The sequence below is a fragment of the Mesorhizobium sp. M1E.F.Ca.ET.045.02.1.1 genome, assembly GCF_003952485.1.
Lineage (GTDB): Bacteria > Pseudomonadota > Alphaproteobacteria > Rhizobiales > Rhizobiaceae > Mesorhizobium.
Map to the genome: position 1 here is coordinate 6,425,585 of NZ_CP034447.1, position 16,822 is coordinate 6,442,406.

At 65.2% G+C, this 16,822-nt stretch carries 14 protein-coding genes; 5 read left to right on the forward strand and 9 right to left on the reverse strand.

Annotated features, from left to right (window positions below; all coding sequences use genetic code 11):
* Positions 1 to 60: 60 nt before the first annotated feature.
* Positions 61 to 1,227, forward strand: a complete 1,167-nt coding sequence (locus EJ070_RS31395; RefSeq protein WP_126094819.1) for an ATP-grasp domain-containing protein — start codon at positions 61 to 63, stop codon at positions 1,225 to 1,227.
* A gap of 206 nt (positions 1,228 to 1,433) precedes the next feature.
* Here the strand turns inward: EJ070_RS31395 and EJ070_RS31405 are convergent, their stop codons facing one another.
* From EJ070_RS31405 to EJ070_RS31435, 7 genes are all read right to left on the reverse strand, one after another.
* Positions 1,434 to 2,435 carry a Rieske 2Fe-2S domain-containing protein gene (locus EJ070_RS31405; protein ID WP_126094820.1) on the reverse strand — a complete coding sequence of 334 codons (1,002 nt, stop codon included), beginning with the start codon at positions 2,433 to 2,435 and terminating at the stop codon, positions 1,434 to 1,436.
* Positions 2,432 to 3,577 (reverse strand): GNAT family N-acetyltransferase, encoded by a 1,146-nt coding sequence (locus EJ070_RS31410; RefSeq protein WP_126094821.1) that lies wholly within the window; start codon positions 3,575 to 3,577, stop codon positions 2,432 to 2,434. The genes EJ070_RS31405 and EJ070_RS31410 overlap by 4 nt, the downstream gene beginning before the upstream one ends.
* Positions 3,574 to 4,830, reverse strand: a complete 1,257-nt coding sequence (locus EJ070_RS31415; RefSeq protein WP_126094822.1) for a F390 synthetase-related protein — start codon at positions 4,828 to 4,830, stop codon at positions 3,574 to 3,576. Before EJ070_RS31415 ends, EJ070_RS31410 begins: the two co-directional genes overlap by 4 nt.
* Entirely contained in the window at positions 4,827 to 5,660 is an 834-nt protein-coding gene (locus EJ070_RS31420) for an MBL fold metallo-hydrolase (protein WP_126094823.1), read from the reverse strand. The genes EJ070_RS31415 and EJ070_RS31420 overlap by 4 nt, the downstream gene beginning before the upstream one ends.
* The gene (locus EJ070_RS31425) at positions 5,657 to 6,637 is read right to left on the reverse strand and encodes an NAD(P)-dependent oxidoreductase (protein ID WP_126094824.1); all 981 of its coding nucleotides are present in this window, start codon (positions 6,635 to 6,637) and stop codon (positions 5,657 to 5,659) included. Before EJ070_RS31425 ends, EJ070_RS31420 begins: the two co-directional genes overlap by 4 nt.
* Positions 6,638 to 6,639: 2 nt before the next feature.
* On the reverse strand, positions 6,640 to 7,629 hold the full coding sequence (locus EJ070_RS31430; RefSeq protein WP_126094825.1) for a 3-oxoacyl-[acyl-carrier-protein] synthase III C-terminal domain-containing protein: 990 nt from the start codon (positions 7,627 to 7,629) through the stop codon (positions 6,640 to 6,642).
* An 86-nt stretch (positions 7,630 to 7,715) separates the two neighbouring features.
* On the reverse strand, positions 7,716 to 8,513 hold the full coding sequence (locus EJ070_RS31435) for an alpha/beta fold hydrolase (RefSeq protein WP_126094826.1): 798 nt from the start codon (positions 8,511 to 8,513) through the stop codon (positions 7,716 to 7,718).
* A 120-nt stretch (positions 8,514 to 8,633) separates the two neighbouring features.
* Here EJ070_RS31435 and EJ070_RS31440 point away from each other — a divergent pair, with 120 nt between their 5' ends.
* Positions 8,634 to 9,554, forward strand: a complete 921-nt coding sequence (locus EJ070_RS31440) for a LysR family transcriptional regulator (protein WP_126094827.1) — start codon at positions 8,634 to 8,636, stop codon at positions 9,552 to 9,554.
* Here EJ070_RS31440 and EJ070_RS31445 read toward each other — a convergent pair.
* A complete protein-coding gene (locus EJ070_RS31445; RefSeq protein WP_126094828.1) occupies positions 9,551 to 10,000 on the reverse strand; it encodes a DNA polymerase III subunit chi in 450 nt (149 codons plus the stop codon). The two genes, EJ070_RS31440 and EJ070_RS31445, sit on opposite strands and share 4 nt — an antisense overlap.
* Positions 10,001 to 10,158: 158 nt before the next feature.
* Positions 10,159 to 11,670 (reverse strand): leucyl aminopeptidase, encoded by a 1,512-nt coding sequence (locus tag EJ070_RS31450; protein ID WP_126094829.1) that lies wholly within the window; start codon positions 11,668 to 11,670, stop codon positions 10,159 to 10,161.
* 347 nt (positions 11,671 to 12,017) lie between these two features.
* Between EJ070_RS31450 and lptF the strand changes: the two genes are divergently transcribed.
* Genes lptF through EJ070_RS31465 form a run of 3 tightly spaced genes read left to right on the forward strand, consistent with a single transcriptional unit; the run spans position 12,018 to position 16,713 of the window.
* Positions 12,018 to 13,214 carry an LPS export ABC transporter permease LptF gene (gene lptF, locus EJ070_RS31455; RefSeq protein WP_126094830.1) on the forward strand — a complete coding sequence of 399 codons (1,197 nt, stop codon included), beginning with the start codon at positions 12,018 to 12,020 and terminating at the stop codon, positions 13,212 to 13,214.
* A 2-nt stretch (positions 13,215 to 13,216) separates the two neighbouring features.
* Complete coding sequence (lptG, locus tag EJ070_RS31460; protein WP_126094831.1) at positions 13,217 to 14,299, forward strand: LPS export ABC transporter permease LptG; 1,083 nt, start codon at positions 13,217 to 13,219, stop codon at positions 14,297 to 14,299.
* The gene (locus tag EJ070_RS31465) at positions 14,299 to 16,713 is read left to right on the forward strand and encodes an LPS-assembly protein LptD (RefSeq protein ID WP_189350180.1); all 2,415 of its coding nucleotides are present in this window, start codon (positions 14,299 to 14,301) and stop codon (positions 16,711 to 16,713) included. Before lptG ends, EJ070_RS31465 begins: the two co-directional genes overlap by 1 nt.
* Positions 16,714 to 16,822 lie beyond the last annotated feature (109 nt).

Below are 16,822 nucleotides of genomic sequence, written 5' to 3' on the forward strand. Positions count from 1 at the left end.
GATTGCCAAGCGTGGAGATTTCGCGCAACGGTCGAGCGATCGAAACGACCGCGAGATCTGATGCCGGGGACTGACAAGACCGTGCTCATCACCGGCGCGCGCGCGCCGGTGGCGCTGCATCTGGCGCGCCTGCTTCATGGCGCCGGCCGCCAGGTGATCCTGGCCGACACGCCGGCGCGGCCGATCGCGGCCGCAAGCAAGGCCTGCGCGCGCTATCATCGCCTGCCGCCGCCGCGCTTCGAGCCGCAGGCTTATGCCGAGATGGTCGAGACGCTGGTCCGGGCTGAAGGCGTAGACCTCGTCATCCCGACGTGCGAGGAAGTCTTTTATCTCGCGCTGGCCTGGCGTGGTCGAAGGATGCCGGCGCCGCTACTCGCCCCCGACATCGACCTGCTGGCGGAGGTCCACAACAAGTACAGCTTCGTCCGACTGGCCGAGCGCCTCGGGCTGACGGTGCCGGAGACCACTCTGCTCAATTCTCGCGACGATCTGGAGGCGGTCCGCCGCCGCTCGCGCGACCTGGTGTTCAAGCCGGTCTGGTCGCGCTTCGCCAGCCAGGTGCTGCTGCGTCCGACGCCGGACTTCCTCGATGCCATCGTCCCCTCTCCCGCCATGCCTTGGGTGGCGCAGCGTTTCATCGATGGCGAGGAGATCAGCGCCTATGCGGTGGCGCGCGAAGGCAGGCTCAAGGGGCTGGCGCTCTATCGTTCGCTCTACCGCGCCGGCAAGGGCGCCGGCATCTTCTTCGAGCGGGTCGAGGATCAGGCAGCGCGAGAGCTGGTCGAGTGCATCGTTGCCGGCACGTCATGGACCGGGCAAATCTCGTTCGACCTGATGCGCGAGGCGGACGGTCGCGTGCTGCCGCTGGAATGTAATCCGCGCGCCGTCAGCGGCCTGCATTTTTTCCGCGATCCGGTGCGGTTTGCCGATGCGATGCTGGACGACGGGCCTGAGGCCGCCCCCGATGTGGTCGCACCGCAAACCGTGCGGCTTGCCATGTGGATTTATGGATTGCCGGCGGCCTTGCACTCCGGCGGTCTCGCCCACTTTCGAACGGCGATGCGCGAAGGCCAGGAATTGCTCGACTGGCCGGGCGACCCGGCGCCGGTGAAGGCGCAGTGGACGGCATTGGCCGAGATCGCCCGCGTGGCTTGGTGCCAGCGCATCAGCCTGCAGGCGGCGTCGACGCGCGATATCGAGTGGAACGGGCCGGCAGATTGCCGCTGACGTTGGCGGGACAGCACCCCCCTCTGGCCTGCCGGCCATCTCCCCCGCAAGGGTGGAGATTATCAGCTTCGCCTTCGGCGCCCTTATTGCAGCGTCGGAGATTGGCGAAAGCCGGTGCGACAGCAAATCTCCCCCCTTGCGGGGGAGATGTCCGGCAGGACAGAGAGGGGTGTGACGGAATGAGACGCCGCTTTCTAGTGTCGCGATCACAACTCGATCTGATACACCCTCGGTTCACTCGCCGAAGGCGGCATTTTCCCCTCCATGATCGCCGCGATGTCGCGGCGCAGGAAATCGAGCGGGCCGATCACCGGCAGCGCCGGCGGCGCGAAACGGGCGTTGTCGCTTGCCGATTTCAGCACCCGGCGGTCCTGATGCAGCGCGATGGTGAACAGCGGCTTGAAGGCGAGCGCCTTCAACTCGCCGAGCAAGCCCTGCCGCTGGCCGATCAGCCAACCGACGCCCTCGACGGTGCGCTCGTCCGCCTGGCGCAGATGAAAGGTGGTGGCGAGCACCAGCCCCTCCTTGCCCCAATATTCGAGCTCGGCGATGCCGGGATGGTGGAAGCGGCCGATGGTTTTCGCCCGCTCGCCCTCCAGCAGCCGGCTGATCAATCCTTGCTGTCTGTCCTCACCGGTGTAGCAGGCTTCGACCCAGCCCTCGCCGCCCGTCACCTCGACCCGCACCAGATGACGTTTCGAGGTCAGGCCGCGCAGCAGGCCCTTGTGGGTGAAATGGGTGTGGGTGGCATCCAGAATGTTCTCGGCGGCGTCGATGACCGTCGACTGCGTCGAGCTGCGCACCCGCCGCGCGATGATGTCCTTGCCCTCCATGCAATGGAGATAGGGTTCGCCCTGCGGCGCGCCGGAGGAGACGAAGACGACGCCGTCGCGCTCGATCGCGGCGTAACGGCGGACCCGGTAGTGCGGCATTGCGCCGACATGGCCCGGAATGGCGGTGCAGCGGCCTTCGCCGTCATAGCGCCAGCCATGGTAAGGGCATTCGATCTCACCGCCGACCACCTTGCCGGTCGACAGCTCCACCAGCCGGTGCGGGCAGCGGTCGAACAGTGCGGCAATGCCTTGCGCCGAGCGGAACAGCACCAGCGGCGCGCCCTCGAAGAAAACGCGCTTCGGCCGCTGGCCGATGTCGGCCGAGAGCGCCACCGCCTGCCAAAAATCCTTCGCGTGGTCACGGCGTTCGCTCACAGTTCGAACCTCTTCAGCAGCGGGATGCCGACCAGGGCCAGCACGCTCTCCATGATGCGGATAGCGACGCGCCGGCGAAGCGGAAGATGCCTAGCATAGACGGCAATGTACTCGATCGCGGCCTCCGCGCCGCGCAGGCGCTTGAAGCCTGCCGCGCCAGCGCTCATGTTGAAGAACAGGCCGCGCTCCGTGGCGTGGTCCTGTCCCATCGCCATCACCATGCGGTAGAGCCCCTCGCCGAGCGGCAGGCTGGTGTCGTAGCCGACGATCGGCTGGGTCAGCGTGCCGCCATTTTCGAACAGGCCGGTGACCGCGACCAGTTCGCCACCCGGCCGTCGTAGGCCGGCAAGGCTGATGATGCCGCGCCGATGCATCTCGGCGATGTAGCGGGCCGTGTAGTGCGGATTGAGCGGTGTGTATTTGTTGAGATAGAGCATGTTGTAGAGCTGTTCGGCGCGCGCAAAATCGGCCTCGGTGAAATCGGCATCGCCGACGCGCACGAAATGCGTCGCGCCAAGCTGCTTGCGGTCGCGTTTCAGGTTCTTGGTCATGGCGGGTGCGGCGCTGCGGTCGGCGAAGATGTAGATCTGCCGCGCCGCCAGCATGCGGAAACCTTCCGCCTTCAAGGCGGCTATGCTCGCCGGATCGGCGATCTCGTTCAGCGAGCGGATGACGATCGTGCGATCGGGAAAGCGAGCGACCAGCGCCGAGCGAAGCGCCGCGACCGTCTGCCGGTCGAGCAGCGGCACCGGATTGGTCGAATAGAGCCAGTTGTTGACCTGCACCTGATGGTCGAGGCCGCTTGCCCTGACCAGCGGCGCGCAGGCGCTGATCAGTGCCTGAAGCCCCTGACGCAGCAGCGGGTGGGCCGCGAAGTTGCGCGTCTCGTCGACGGCGTAGTCGACGTAAGCGCTGGACGGGCAGCAGATGTAGCAGTTCGGCGCTTCACTCGCATCGTTGAGCGTCAGCGGAAAGGTCCGCCCGGCGACTTCGAAAGCCTCGACCCTGGTCGTCAGGTTGGCGACGAGATCGCCAACCGGAATCTCGTTGAAGAGCCGCACGAACGCTTCGACCTTGGCCGGATTGTTTTCGACCCGGTCGGCCTGCTGAACCGGCCTTTCGACGACGCCTGCCCGGCTCATTGCGCGCTCTCCAGCCGACATTCGACGCGACGCAGTTTGCGGCTTGTTTCCAGCGGCAGCGGCGCGCGGACAAGGGCGACGGTCGCATCGGCCTTTCGCGCTTCCAACAGCCTTCGCATCGCCTTGTGAGCAGCGGTAGCCGCGTCGTCGGCCAGTGTCGGCGGAAGCCTGAGCTCGATCGCATCCGGCGCAGTCTGGACGAGCCGAAAATCGTCGATGCGGCGATCGGCCTTGAGCACGGCGTTGCGCAGCACATCCGGCGTGACGAGGATCGGCCCGCTCGGCGAAGCAAGACGGAAGACATCGTCGATGCGGCCGACAATCTCGTCCACACAGCGTAACGGCGAGCCGCAACGGCAGGGCTGGTCCGAGAGGCGCAGCAGATCGTTCATGCGGTAACGCGCCATGATCTGGGTCTGGCGGCGAAAGGCGGTGACCAGCGGCGTCACCAGCCCCTCGCCCGCGGGCTCGAATTCGAAGAAGACGGAGTCTTCGGCAAGATGCAGACCGCCCTGTCGGCAGGTCACCGCGAACAGTCCCTCCGTCGCCATGTAGATCTGGTCGAGCGGCAGCCGGAAGAAACCCTCGATCACCGGTCGGTCGACCGGGTCGAGCGTCTCGGCAGCCGAGAAAATGCGTTTTGGCGTGAGTCGAAAACCATCGGTAGCGAAATACCTGAGCATCTTCGGCGGCGCGATGATCACCGTCGGGTCGAAAGCTTCCAGCGCCTCGCGCCAGTGTTCCGGCCCGAGCGTCAGATCGAAGAAGGCGAGCTTGATCAGCCGCGATTTGCGGGCACTGTCGTAGAGCCCCGTGCTCTGCGGCAGGATGACGGCGACGCGCATGCCGCGCCACAAAAGATCGGGCGCCGCCTTGGCGAGGATCGCGCCCAGCCAGCGGTATTTCTCGGCCTCCGAAATCACGAACAGGCCGCGATTGCCCGACGTGCCGGTGCTGGCGCCGACCGTCAGCGAACCGGCGCGGCCATCGCGCGCCAGCGCCGCCCACGCTTCCGCGGCGGTGAGGCGGTGGATGTTGAAATCCTCGAAGCGGCGCATCAGCAGCGCCTTGTCGGTGACCGGCAGGTCGGCGAGACGCGCCGGCGCCTTGCCATAGAAGGGCGCGCGCGGCAGGTCGCGATCGAGGAAGCGCCGCAAGGCCGCCGCCTGCCAGTGCTCGAACTCGGCTCGGCTCTTGCGCGAGACCCAGCGCGTCAAGGCGAAGGAGCTGACCGCTTCCGCGAGTCCGTTCATCCCGCCTCCGGATCGCTCAATGCGAGATCGTAGGGTGTCGGCGCAGGATCATGGCAAAGCATCACCTCGCCGCTCGTGGCGAGGAAGCGGCGCAGCATGGCGCTGGTCGGCTCGATTGCCGAGGCGTCTTCGGCGATCAGCGTGGCCGGAAAGCCGGGCGTGCGGTTTTCGGTCAGGGCTCTGAGCAGCCATTGCACGTCGACGGCATAGAGCAGCGGCCGCTCAAGACCGGCGAAGAGCAAGCCGAATTGGCCGTCGGCATGGCCTGGAAGATCGACGGCGATCACGCTGCGGTCGCCGAAGAGGTCCGCGCCGCCCGGAACGTCGCCCTGCGCCTCGATCTGCCGCTTTGTGGAGAGCCCATCGAGCCGGTCCCCGAAATCTGCCGGAAAGAGCTCGGTGAAGACGCCGTAGCGGAGGTTCTGCCGGGGCGTCCGGGATTTGACCCGCGCCCAGGCGGCATCGCTGGCGATGAAGCGCGCCTTGGGAAACAGCGGCAGGCCGGAAATGTGATCGGCATGGAAATGCGTGACGATGACCGCGCGGATGTCGTCCGGCGAAAGACCGAAGCGCTTCAGCATGGGCAAGACCTGTTCGGCGCCGTTGAGCTCGGGTTTCAACACCGCGCCGTAGAGGCGCAGCCTCCGACTGCGTCCCTCGCCCGTCAGCGCTTCTGGGGTGTAGCCGGTGTCGATCAGCACCGCACCTTCCGTTGGATGAAAGATAAGCCCGTAGCGGACCCGGAGCCGCACGCTGCGCCAGCCGCCGCTACGCAGGATCAGCCGCTCGACAGCATTCACCCAGGCGCTGTTGGCGAAGACGATCTTCATGGCATGGCCCCGCCGAACGTGCGGTCGAGCCCTTCCCCGAACGAGATTTTGGGCACCCAGCCGAGCACACATCTCGCCTTGGAGAGATCCAGGCTCTGGCCATAGGCGAAGAGGCCGAGCCCATAACGCGTGACCGGTGGCTCGGGTCGGCCGGGCAACATGAGCGCCACCGTTTCCATCAGGCCCGCCGCGAGCATGGCCGGCGCCAGCGGCATCGGCCGCCAGCGCGCCGTGAGCCCGGCGCGCGCGCAGGCCTCGTCGGCGACGCGGCGCACCGGCAGCGCCTCGCCGCCGGAGATGTTGAATATCTGGCCCTCGGCTTCCCCGGGTGCGGCAAGTGCCACCATCACCGCATCGACGACGTCGTCGACATGGGTGAGATCTATTTGCGCGCGGCCGTCGCGAAACAGCGGCAGCGGCCGGCTTTTCGCCGCCTTGATGAGGCGCGGCAGCAGCGCGCGGTCGCCGGCGCCGTAGATGCCACGTGGCCTCAGCACCACCGGATGGGCGGCTGGTGCGGCGAGCACGATCCTCTCCGCCTCGCGCTTGGTGCGGGCATAGTGGTTGACCGGTTCGGGCAAGGGGGCGTCCTCGCTTAGGCCAAGCTGGTCACGGAAGGCAAAGCAGACGGACGGGCTGGAGATGTGGAGGAAACGGCTGACGCGCTGGCGGATCGCGAAATCGACGAGGTTCTGCGTTGCAGTGACATTGGCCGCTACGAAATCCTGGAGCCGGCCGAAGGGCGAAGAGAGCGCGGCGCAATGGATGATCCGTTCGACCCTGCCGAGCCGCGGATCGAGCGCGCCGTCGAGCGGCTGGGTAAGATCATGGCGGATGATGCGATGGCCGGCGGCCTCCAGCGCCGCGCAGCGTGCCGTGTCGCGGCCAAGCCCGAGCGCCAGGGTGCCCGATGCGGCCAGCCGCTTGAGCACATGGGAGCCGAGGAAGCCGCTGGCACCGGTGACGAGCACGACCATCGTCAGGCCTCCAGCGCCATGCCGCCGAAGGACACGCCAGCCGAGGTGCCGAGGAAGAGCAGCTTCATGCCGGGCGCCACCCGGCCTTCGCGGCGCGCGACATCGAGCGCGAAGGGAATGGAGGCGGCGATCTGGTTGCCGAAGCGGGCCGCGATGTCGACGAGCTTTTCCGGCGCGAAGCTGGTCTGGCGCGCCATATGCGCAAGTGCCAACGGACTTGCCTGGTGCGGGATGACGAGGTCGACATCGTCATGTCGCCAGCCGGCTCGCTCCAGCAAAGCATCGACAAAGCCGTTGAAATGGCGCGAGGTCAGCCGGAACAGTTCCTTGCCGTCCATGTGGAACAGGCTGTGGCGGGCGAACTCTTCCCGTTCCTTCTGGAAGTCGAAACGGGTGCCGCCCGAACCGATGCCGCAAGCTTCCCAGGCCGACGGATAGGTGCGCATCAGGCTCGCCGCCACCCTGCCCTCGCCAGGTCCGGCCCTGCGCAGCACGGCAGCCGCCGCGCCGTCACCGAAGAGCGCCGCGACTTCAGGTGCCTCGCGCCACGGCAGAGCGCGCGAGGCGACTTCGGCGGAAAATACCAGCGCCGTCTCGCATTGCCCGGCCTCGATCATGCGGCCGGCGGTATCGAAGGCTGTGAGAAAGCTAAGGCATGTGCTGTTGACGTCGAAAGCGGCGGCCGAACCGTCGGCAAGGCCAAGACGCTGCATGACCAAAGGCGCGGTCGCCGGCAGTGGCTGGTAAGGCACGCCGCAACCGCCGATGATCACGTCGAGGGCGTTCGCTTCGAGCCTGGCATCGTCGAGTGCAAGACGCGCAGCATCACAGGCGAGGTCGATCTGCGATTCGGCCGCGCAAACATAGCGCTCGGTGACGCCGGTGGCTGCCTCGAGCGAGCCCTGGCCGAGGCCCAGCCTCGCTTCCAGCGCGCTCGTGGTGATGCACTCTGCCGGCACCGCCCTGCCGGTTCCGACGATCCTGATCCGCATCCTCCCCCCATGCGTGAACTCGCGTTTATCTAAACCAAAATGCGGTCGATAGCGATGTTCATGAGGCTAGCGCGGCTGAGTTCGGGTCAGTCCGCCTGGAGGAAGCGCGTGACTGCATTCATGAATTCCGCCCGGCGCTCGACATTGAGCAGATGAACGCCCGGGAGCAGCACGAGCTCGGCGCCGGGGATTGCTGCGGCTATCGCCTCGCTGTGGCTGGCGAGCGTCACCTTGTCGTCCTTTCCGCCTATGACCAGCGTCGGCGCGGTGATCAGCGAGATCGGGCGGCGCAGATCGGGGTCGCGCACGGCGGCGAAGCATCCGGCAATTCCTTGCGGCGACATTGCCAGGATCGCGGCGTGGAAGTCCTCGACGGTCTCGTTCTCGCCGCCAAGCATCGAGGCCGGGAACCAGTTGCGCATGAACATGTCCGCCGTGGCCGACAGGTCGCTTGCCGCAAGCACGTTGCGGATCTGCTCGTCGAAATAGGACGCCGGCCCGAGATGCGGCGAGGTGTTGGAGAGAATCAAGCGCTCGATGCGTTCCGGCGCATGGACGCCCAGCCACTGGCCGACGAAGCCGCCGAGCGACAGGCCGAGGAAATGCACGCGCTCGATCCCGAGGAAATCGAGCAGTTCCAGCACGTCGCGGCCCAGCCGGTCGAGCGAATAGGCTCCTGCCGGCGCGTCGGAACCGCCATGGCCGCGAAAATCGTAGCGCAGCACGCGGAAGGATTTGGCGAGTTCAGCAACCTGGCCATCCCACATATGGAAGGTCGTGGCGATGGAATTGGACAACACAAGCACCGGCCGGTCTTCCGGGCCGTCGAACCTGTAGGCGATACGGGTGCCGTCGCCCGCCGTGAAATGAAGCGTTTCGGTCATTTTGGTCCTCATCTTGATCAGGCGGGAGGTCGTCCTGCGTCGTTTCGATGAGGACGTTAGGTCTGGTTACTATCGAAGAAAATTACTATGATTCGACGGTCTCTGTAGGATGTTACGACAATGCACGATTTGAAGCTCCACGATCTGAGGTGCTTCGACGCTGTGGCGAGCGAGGGCAGTTTTCAGGCCGCCGCGGTTGTCCTGAGCCGGACGCATCCTTCCGTCTTCGCTGCGGTCGCACGACTGGAAGAACAACTCGGCCTAACCCTGCTCGACCGCAGCGGCTATCGGGTGAGCCTGACGGATGAAGGCCGGCAGTTCCATGCCCGCGCCCGGCTGGCGCTACACGAGATCGAACATCTTCAGAGCTACGCAGGCCAGTTGGCAAGCGGCGAAGAAACCTTCCTGCGTGTGGTGATGGGCGACGTCTGCCCTCGGCCCAGAATTCTCGGCCTGCTCAGCCGCTTCTTCGCCGAGCGGACCCGCACGCGCCTGCATCTGGAATATGAAGCGATCAGCGGGCCGGTCGAACGGTTGATGGATGCCGAGGTCGATCTCATTTTCCATCGCGCCAATCCTTCCGATCCACATCTCGAACGGATCGACCTTTGCGAGGTCGCGTTCGTGCCCGTGGTGGCGCCCGGGTTCCTGCCATTCCAAGACACGCGCGAGATCACGCCGGAGGCGATGCGCCCATTCACCCAGTGCGTGATCCGCGACACGGCGCGGCGTCCGTCGACAGAGAATTTTTTCGTCCTCGACGGCGCGCATTCCTGCTCGACGCCGGACCACATGATGAAGAAAGAGCTGATCCTGCACGGACTGGCCTGGGGCCATCTGCCTGAGTGGCTGATCGAGGATGAATTGAGCAACGGGCGGCTGATCTCGATCGCCGGCAGGCACATTCCCGGCCGCACCGAAACCGTGGCGGCTGTGCGCCGGCGCGACCGGCCGCACGGCCCGGTGGCCGAGGCGCTGTGGCTTTATTTGCAGGCGCAGGGACGCGACCAAACCCTAGAGAATCGGGGCAGCGTTCCTTAAGCCTTGCGTTCCCAGCGGCGGTCCGGCGTCTGCTGCCAGTAGGTCACGGCGTGGCCGGCTTCCTTCATCGTCTTCCAGTGGCCGCGCGCGCCTTCGAGCTGTGCCGCGTCATGGCCGTCGAACAGGAAGACGGCACGCTCGTAGCCGGAAAGCTCGGGCGGGGTCGCGCCATCGACGAGGAAACGGATCTGCGCGGCATTGGGGTTGCCCTCGCCCGTCGTAAGTAGGATCGGCTGCTCGGCCGGATAGGCTTCGCGGTCGGTGGCGTGCGCCAGGAAGGAATCGTCTCGGAACGTCCACAGATGTTGATCGAGGGCGTCGCGCCGCTCCTCGGTGCCAGTCTGCACGACGGCGCGCCAGCCGCGTTCGACGCTGCGCTCGAGGAGCCCTGGCAAGGCCTCCTCGAGTGTCGATTCCGTCAAATGGTAAAAGAGGATGTCGGCCATCGCTACGCCGCTCGCCAGGGAAGGCTTCGAGAAATTTCGTTCCGCCGAGTCGTATGACGTGGTTTTCGAGAACCGGAGCGAAGCGGACTTTTAGGTCCGTGAGCACCGGAAGCGGAGAAAACCGCGGCAGATGGCCGGTGGAGCGAATTTATCAAGCCTTACCCCTCGTAGTGGTCGCGCACCAGCCTGTCGAGCAGCCGCACACCGAAGCCCGAGCCCCAGGACTGGTTGATCTCGCTCGCCGGCGCGCCCATCGCAGTGCCGGCGATGTCGAGATGCGCCCAGGGCGTGTCCTTGACGAAACGCTGCAGGAACTGCGCGGCGATGATGGCGCCGCCGTAGCGGCCGCCGATGTTCTTCATGTCGGCGTTCTTGGAATCGATCAGCTTGTCGTATTCGGCGCCGAGCGGCATGCGCCACAGCCGCTCCTGCGTCGCCTGGCCGGCGCCGAAGAGCCTGCCCGCCAGCTCGTCATTGTTGGAGAACAGGCCGGCGTAGTGCTGGCCGAGCGCAACCATGATGGCGCCGGTAAGCGTCGCCAGGTTGACCATGAATTTCGGTCTGAAGCGGTCGTTGGCGTACCAGAGCGCATCGGCGAGCACGAGGCGGCCTTCGGCGTCGGTGTTGAGCACTTCGATGGTCTGGCCCGACATCGAGGTGACGATGTCGCCCGGCCGCTGCGCGTGGCCGTCGACGGCGTTCTCGACCAGGCCGATGACGCCGACGACGTTGGCCTTGGCCTTGCGCGCGGCCAGCGCATGGATCAGCCCGGTGACGGCGGCCGCACCCCCCATGTCGCCCTTCATGTCCTCCATGCCGGAGGCCGGTTTCATCGAATTGCCGCCGGTGTCAAAGGTGACGCCCTTGCCGATAAAGGCGATCGGCGCGTCCTTGGCCTTGCCGCCCTTCCATTGCATGACGGCCATGCGGGCGCCGCGCGGCGAGCCTTGCGCGACGCCGAGCAGCGAACCCATGCCGAGCTTCTTCATCTCCTTCTCGGTGAGGATCTCTACCGCGACGCCGAGCGCCTCCAGTTCCCTGGCGCGGGCGGCGAACTCGACGGGGCCGAGCACATTGGCCGGTTCGTTGACGAGATCGCGCGCAAGCAGCACGCCGTCGATCACCGCCTCTTCGCTGGCGAAGGCTTTTTTCGCAGCGGCGGGATCCGCGCAATGGATGGTTATCTTGGCGGGCTTCGCCGCTTCGGCCTTTTTGGCTTCAGGCTGGCCGTTTTCCCTCTCTTTCCTGGTCTTATACTTGTCGAAGCCATAGCTGCGCAGAAGGATGCCCGCGGCAAGGTTCGCCGCCTGCCTGCCGTCCGGCTGAAGTTCAGGCAGGTCGAGGATCACGGCGACTTCCGCAGCCTTGCGCAACGAGGCGGCAACGGCGCCACCGAGCTTCAGCCAGGCATGGTCGCCGAGATTCGCGACCTTGCCGGCGCCGATCGCGACCAGCCGGTCGACCGACGTCCCTTCCGGCGCCAGAACCTCGGCCGAGTTCGCGAACCTGCCGGAGAAATCGGCGACCGGAAACGCGCGGGCAAGCGCACCCGCCGGATCGCAGGCCTTCGCGGCCTCGCCAAGCCCGCCACCGTCGGCCGCAAGCACGAAGACGCTGCCTTTTTTGGGCGCGGCGAATTTGGCGAAGGCAATCGAAGGTCTCGAAGTCATCAGATCCTGCTTTCGGGGTGAGGCGCCGCGAACCGGCTTTCAAGCGTGCGCGACATTTGGTCGTTTTCAGCCATTTGGCAAGACTTCGGCCGAAATCGCTGTCTATATCGGCGCCGAAACCAACGAAGGATTCGTCGCGGCAAGATGTAAGCTTCCTGCCGCAACCTACTGTTAACCATCAATGTTTTGCATTTTTTATCCATTGGCGCAGACACTCCGCCGCCGGGGCGCGTGGCGTGGAGCGACAAACCAGATGAGCCGCCTATGGACCTGGTTGTGCAGGCCCTGCCGGATGACTACCTTGTCGGCGGGCATGATGCCGTTCGGCAAAATCGAGAAAAGCCTTCATGAAGGTCGTTGAACGCTACATCATGCGTCGCACCACCGCGATGTTCCTGGCGGCGCTGGTCTGGACGCTGGCGATCGTGTGGACGACGCAGGTGCTTGCCAAGATCGACCTCGTCACCGACAGCGGCCAGTCGGCGCTGACCTTCTTCGAAGTCGCGGCCCTGATCATCCCGTCGATCATTCCGATCGTGGTGCCGTTCGCGCTGGTGGTCGCGGTGGCGCAGACGCTGAGCGCCATGAACACCGATTCGGAGCTCGCGGTGATCAACGCCGCCGGCGCCTCGCGCTGGACGATCGCGCGGCCGATCCTCCTGCTGGCGCTTGCGGCCAGCGTCTTTTCCTTTGCCGTCGACAACGGCGTCGATCCCTACGCAAGGCAAAAGAACCGCCAGCTGGTGGCAGCCTCGCGCGCCGATCTTCTGTCGCTGATCATCCAGGAAGGCACGTTCCGCAAGATCGACGACGGCCTATACCTGCAGATCGGCGAACGGCTCCCCGACAACAAGCTCGGCGGCATCTTCGTCGCCGATTCGCGCGAGGAAGGCGCCAACCTCACCTACTACGCCAAGACCGGCAGCATCGTCGAAAAAGGCGACGAGAAGGTGCTGATGATGAATGACGGCGTCATCAACCGCAAATCGGTGACCGGCGACCTCTCCGTCATCCGCTTCACCTCCTACGCCTTCGACCTGTCGGCCTTCATGTCGGCGGCGAACGAAATCACGCTGCTGCCCAAGGACCGGACGACGCCATACCTGCTCAACCCGGATCCCAACGACAGGATGTACCAGCGCAACCCGGGCGGCTACCGGGCCGAGATCGATCAGCGTTTCTCCGAATGGTCCTATTCGCTGGTGTTCGCGCTGATCGCGCTTGCCGTGGCCGTCGACGCGCGCTCGCATCGCGAGGCGCGCATCCATCCGCTGATCACGGCAATCGCAATCGCGCTGTTCGTGCGCTGGCTCGGTTTCTTCGCAGCCGGCAAGGCCGACAAGGTCTGGTACTACGCCTACCTGGTCTACGCTGTGCCGATCGTGGCGTCGGCGGTCTCCGTCTGGTTCATCGTCTCCTCGCGCAGCATGGAACTGCCGTCCGCCTGGGCCGACTGGATGACCAACCTTGCCGGCCGCGTCAGCGAGGGCTGGACCGCGCTCAAGTTGCGCCTCGCCCGGCGCGGCGCCGGCCAGGGAGCCTGACGATGAGCTGGACGCTGGGCCGCTATTTCTTCTTTCGCTATGTGACGATCACCGTCTGGTTCTTCCTCGGCCTGCTTGCGCTGGTGTTCCTGATCGATTTCACCGAGCTTTCGGGCCGCACGACCGGGCTGCCGGGCTTCACCTACGGCACCGCCTTCGCCATTTCGGCGCTCAGGATGCCGATGATCATGCTGCAGACGGTGCCATTCGTCGGGCTGTTCTCGGCGATGGCGACGCTGGTGTCGCTCAACCGCCGCTACGAGCTGGTCATCGCGCGCTCGGCCGGCGTCTCCGCCTGGCAGTTCCTGTTCCCGTGCTGCGTCGGCGCGCTGATGTTCGGCGTGCTGTCCGTCGGTGTGCTAAATCCGATCGCTGCGCACGGCTTCTCCTGGTCCGAGCAGATGGAGAATCAACTGCGGGCCGGAAAATCGAACGCCGTTCCCTCCGATGCGACACCTTGGCTGAGGCAGAAGACCAGCTCCGGCGACACCATCATCGGCGCCCGCGCCATCCTCAACCAGGGCCTGGAGATGGCGGACGCGGTGTTCTTCGTGCTGGACCAGAAGGGCAACATCGTCGAGCGCAAGGACGCGGCGCGCGCTTTCCTGCGCGACGGCTACTGGGAACTGCAGGACGTCAAGGTGTTCAAGGACGGTACCATCCGTCCAGAGGCTTCCGACCGCGTGCCGACCAACCTCAAGCCGGAATTCGTCCAGGAGCGCCTGGCGCGCCCGGAAACCATCCCGTTCTACGAGTTGCCTGGCAAGATCGAGGTTGCCCGATCCTTCGGCCTCAAGGCAAATGCCTTCGCCATGCAGTTTGATTCGCTGGTGGCGCTGCCGTTCCTCCTCGTCGCCATGACGCTGATTGCGGCAACGGTTTCAATGCGATTTGCGCGAATGGGGCAGTCGGCGACGATGATTCTGGGTGGCGTCCTGGCCGGCTTTCTGCTTTATGTCGTTTCGGTACTGGTCAAGGCATTCGGGGTCGCCGGATTCGTGCCTACAGTGGTGGCTGCATGGGTTCCGGTTGTCGTGGCTATGTTCTTCGGGGTGACGTTTCTGCTATACAAGGAAGACGGCTAGTGAGGGAGGCTGGTTTGCGCAGCCATAGGCAGGCCGGTTTGGCACGCCTCTATGGGGCGACCGCCTTGGCATGTCTGTTCGCTTGCGCGGTACCGGCGGTACCGGCGCTGGCGCAGGACATCACGGCTAAGCCTGTTCCCTCCGGCACGCAGATGCTGCTGGCCGCGGATACGCTCGTCTATAACAACGACAACCACACCGTGACCGCCGTCGGCGCCGTGCAGATCGACTATGGCGGCAACAAGCTGGTCGCTCAGCGCGTCGAGTACAATCGCGACACCAAGCGGCTCGTCGCCAGCGGCGCCGTCGAGCTGATCAACAGCGACGGCACCAAGATCAATACCGACCATATCGACATCACTGACGACTTCGCCGACGGCTTCGTCAACGCATTGCGCGTCCAGACCGTCAACGATGCCTATTTCGCTTCCGAAAGCGCCGAACGCATGGGCGGCGTGCTGACGACGTTCCACAACGGTGTCTACACCGCCTGCGAGCCCTGCGAGGACAAGCCGGACAAGGCGCCGACCTGGCGCGTCAAGGCGAGAAAGATCATCTGGAACGGCGAGAAGAAGACGGTTCGCTTCGAGAACGCGAATTTCGAGTTCTTCGGCTTCCCGCTCGCCTATCTGCCAGCCTTCGAAATCGCCGACCCGACGGTCAAGCGCAAGAGCGGTTTCCTGATCCCGGGTATCGTCTACAACACCGACCTCGGCGTTGGCGTGAAGGTGCCCTACTACTTTGCCCTCTCGCCGACCTATGACCTAACCGTCACCGGCACCGGCTACACCAAGCAGGGCTTCCTCGGCGAGGCCGAATGGCGCCAGCGTTTCAACAACGGCGAGTACAGCTTGAAGATCGCCGGCATCCAGCAGCAGGATCCCGACGCCTTCATAGGCACTGGCAATCGCCATACGGTCGATTCGGGAGAGCCCGGCGATCCCAACAAGTTCCGCGGCATGATGGGCACCAAGGGCCAGTTCGCCATCAACGAGCGCTGGAACTTCGGCTGGGACGTGCTGCTGCAGACCGACAAGAACTTTTCACGCACCTACAACATCGACGGCTACGGCGACCTCGTCCACCAGTCGTCGGTCTACCTGACGGGCCTGAGCGACCGCAATTATTTCGACGTCAGGGCGATGCGCTTCGAGGTGCAGGAAGACACGCTGTCCAGCGATCCGACGGCGCGCGCCGCGAAGCAGCCTTGGGTACTGCCGTCGTTCGACTACGCCTATATCCCCGACACGTCGGTGGCCGGCGGCCAGTTGTCGCTCAACGTCAATGCCCGCGTCATCAGCCGCGACCGACTGGACGCGGTGCTGGCCGATGCCGGCGATCCGACCTCCACCAACAACGTGCGCGGCCTCGAGGGCCAATCCAGCCGGCTGACGGCGGAAGCCGAATGGAAGCGCACCTTCACCACCGATGGCGGCCTGCAGCTCACGCCGCTGCTCGCGCTGCGCGGCGACACCGGATACAACTCGGAGACTTCCGCCTCGCTGGCCGCGGTCAACCAGATGGCGGCGAATCTCGGCGAGAACGTCGACATGCGCTCCTCGCTCGCCCGCTACATGGCGACCCTCGGCCTGGAAATGCGCTGGCCGCTGTTGTTCTCGATGCCGAACTCCAGCCACATCCTGGAGCCGACGGCGCAGGTTTTCGTGCGCCCGAATGAACAGTATGTCGGTGGGCTCGCGGTTCCAAACGAAGACGCGCAGAGCTTCGTCTTCGACGCCACCACGCTGTTCGAGCGCGACAAGTTCTCCGGCTATGATCGCATAGAGGGCGGCACGCGGGCCAATGTCGGCGTGCGCTATTCCGGCGCTTACGACAATGGCTGGGGCACCAACGCCATCTTCGGCCAGTCGTACCAATTGGGCGGCGAGAACTCGTTCGATGCGCCGGACCTCGTCAATGTCGGCGCCTATTCGGGCCTGCAGACCGCGAAATCCGACTATGTCGGCCTTGTCGGCTTCAACAGCCCGAGCGGCTTCTCCGGCTCGCTCAGCGGCCGTTTCGACGAGCAGACCTTCGAGGTCAGGCGCGCGGAGGTCAAGGCCGCCTATTCCGGCCTGCCGGTTTCGCTGAGCGCCAAATATGCCTTCATCCAGGCGCAACCGCTCTACGGCTTCACCACGGACCGCCACGAGGTCACGCTCGGCGCCTCGACGCATCTGGCGGAGAGCTGGCGGGTTTTCGGTACCGGCACCTACGATCTACAGACAAGCGTCCTGGTCAAGGACGGTGTCGGCTTCGCCTACAACGATTCCTGCTTCACCTATGTGATGACGTTCTCGCAAACGCGCGATACGGTCACCAAGGAAGTGTCGCAGAATATCGGCTTCAACCTGTCGTTCCGCACGCTCGGCGATTTCGGCTCGTCGACCGCCGCCGTCGACACGATCCAGTAAGCGGAGGCCGGCGCGGGCCACCGTGTTGCGCGCCGCTTCGGCGCGGGACGATATGTGGGCCTTGATTTGGCGCATGATCCTCCGAAAATGGGTTTGATTCCCGGGTCAT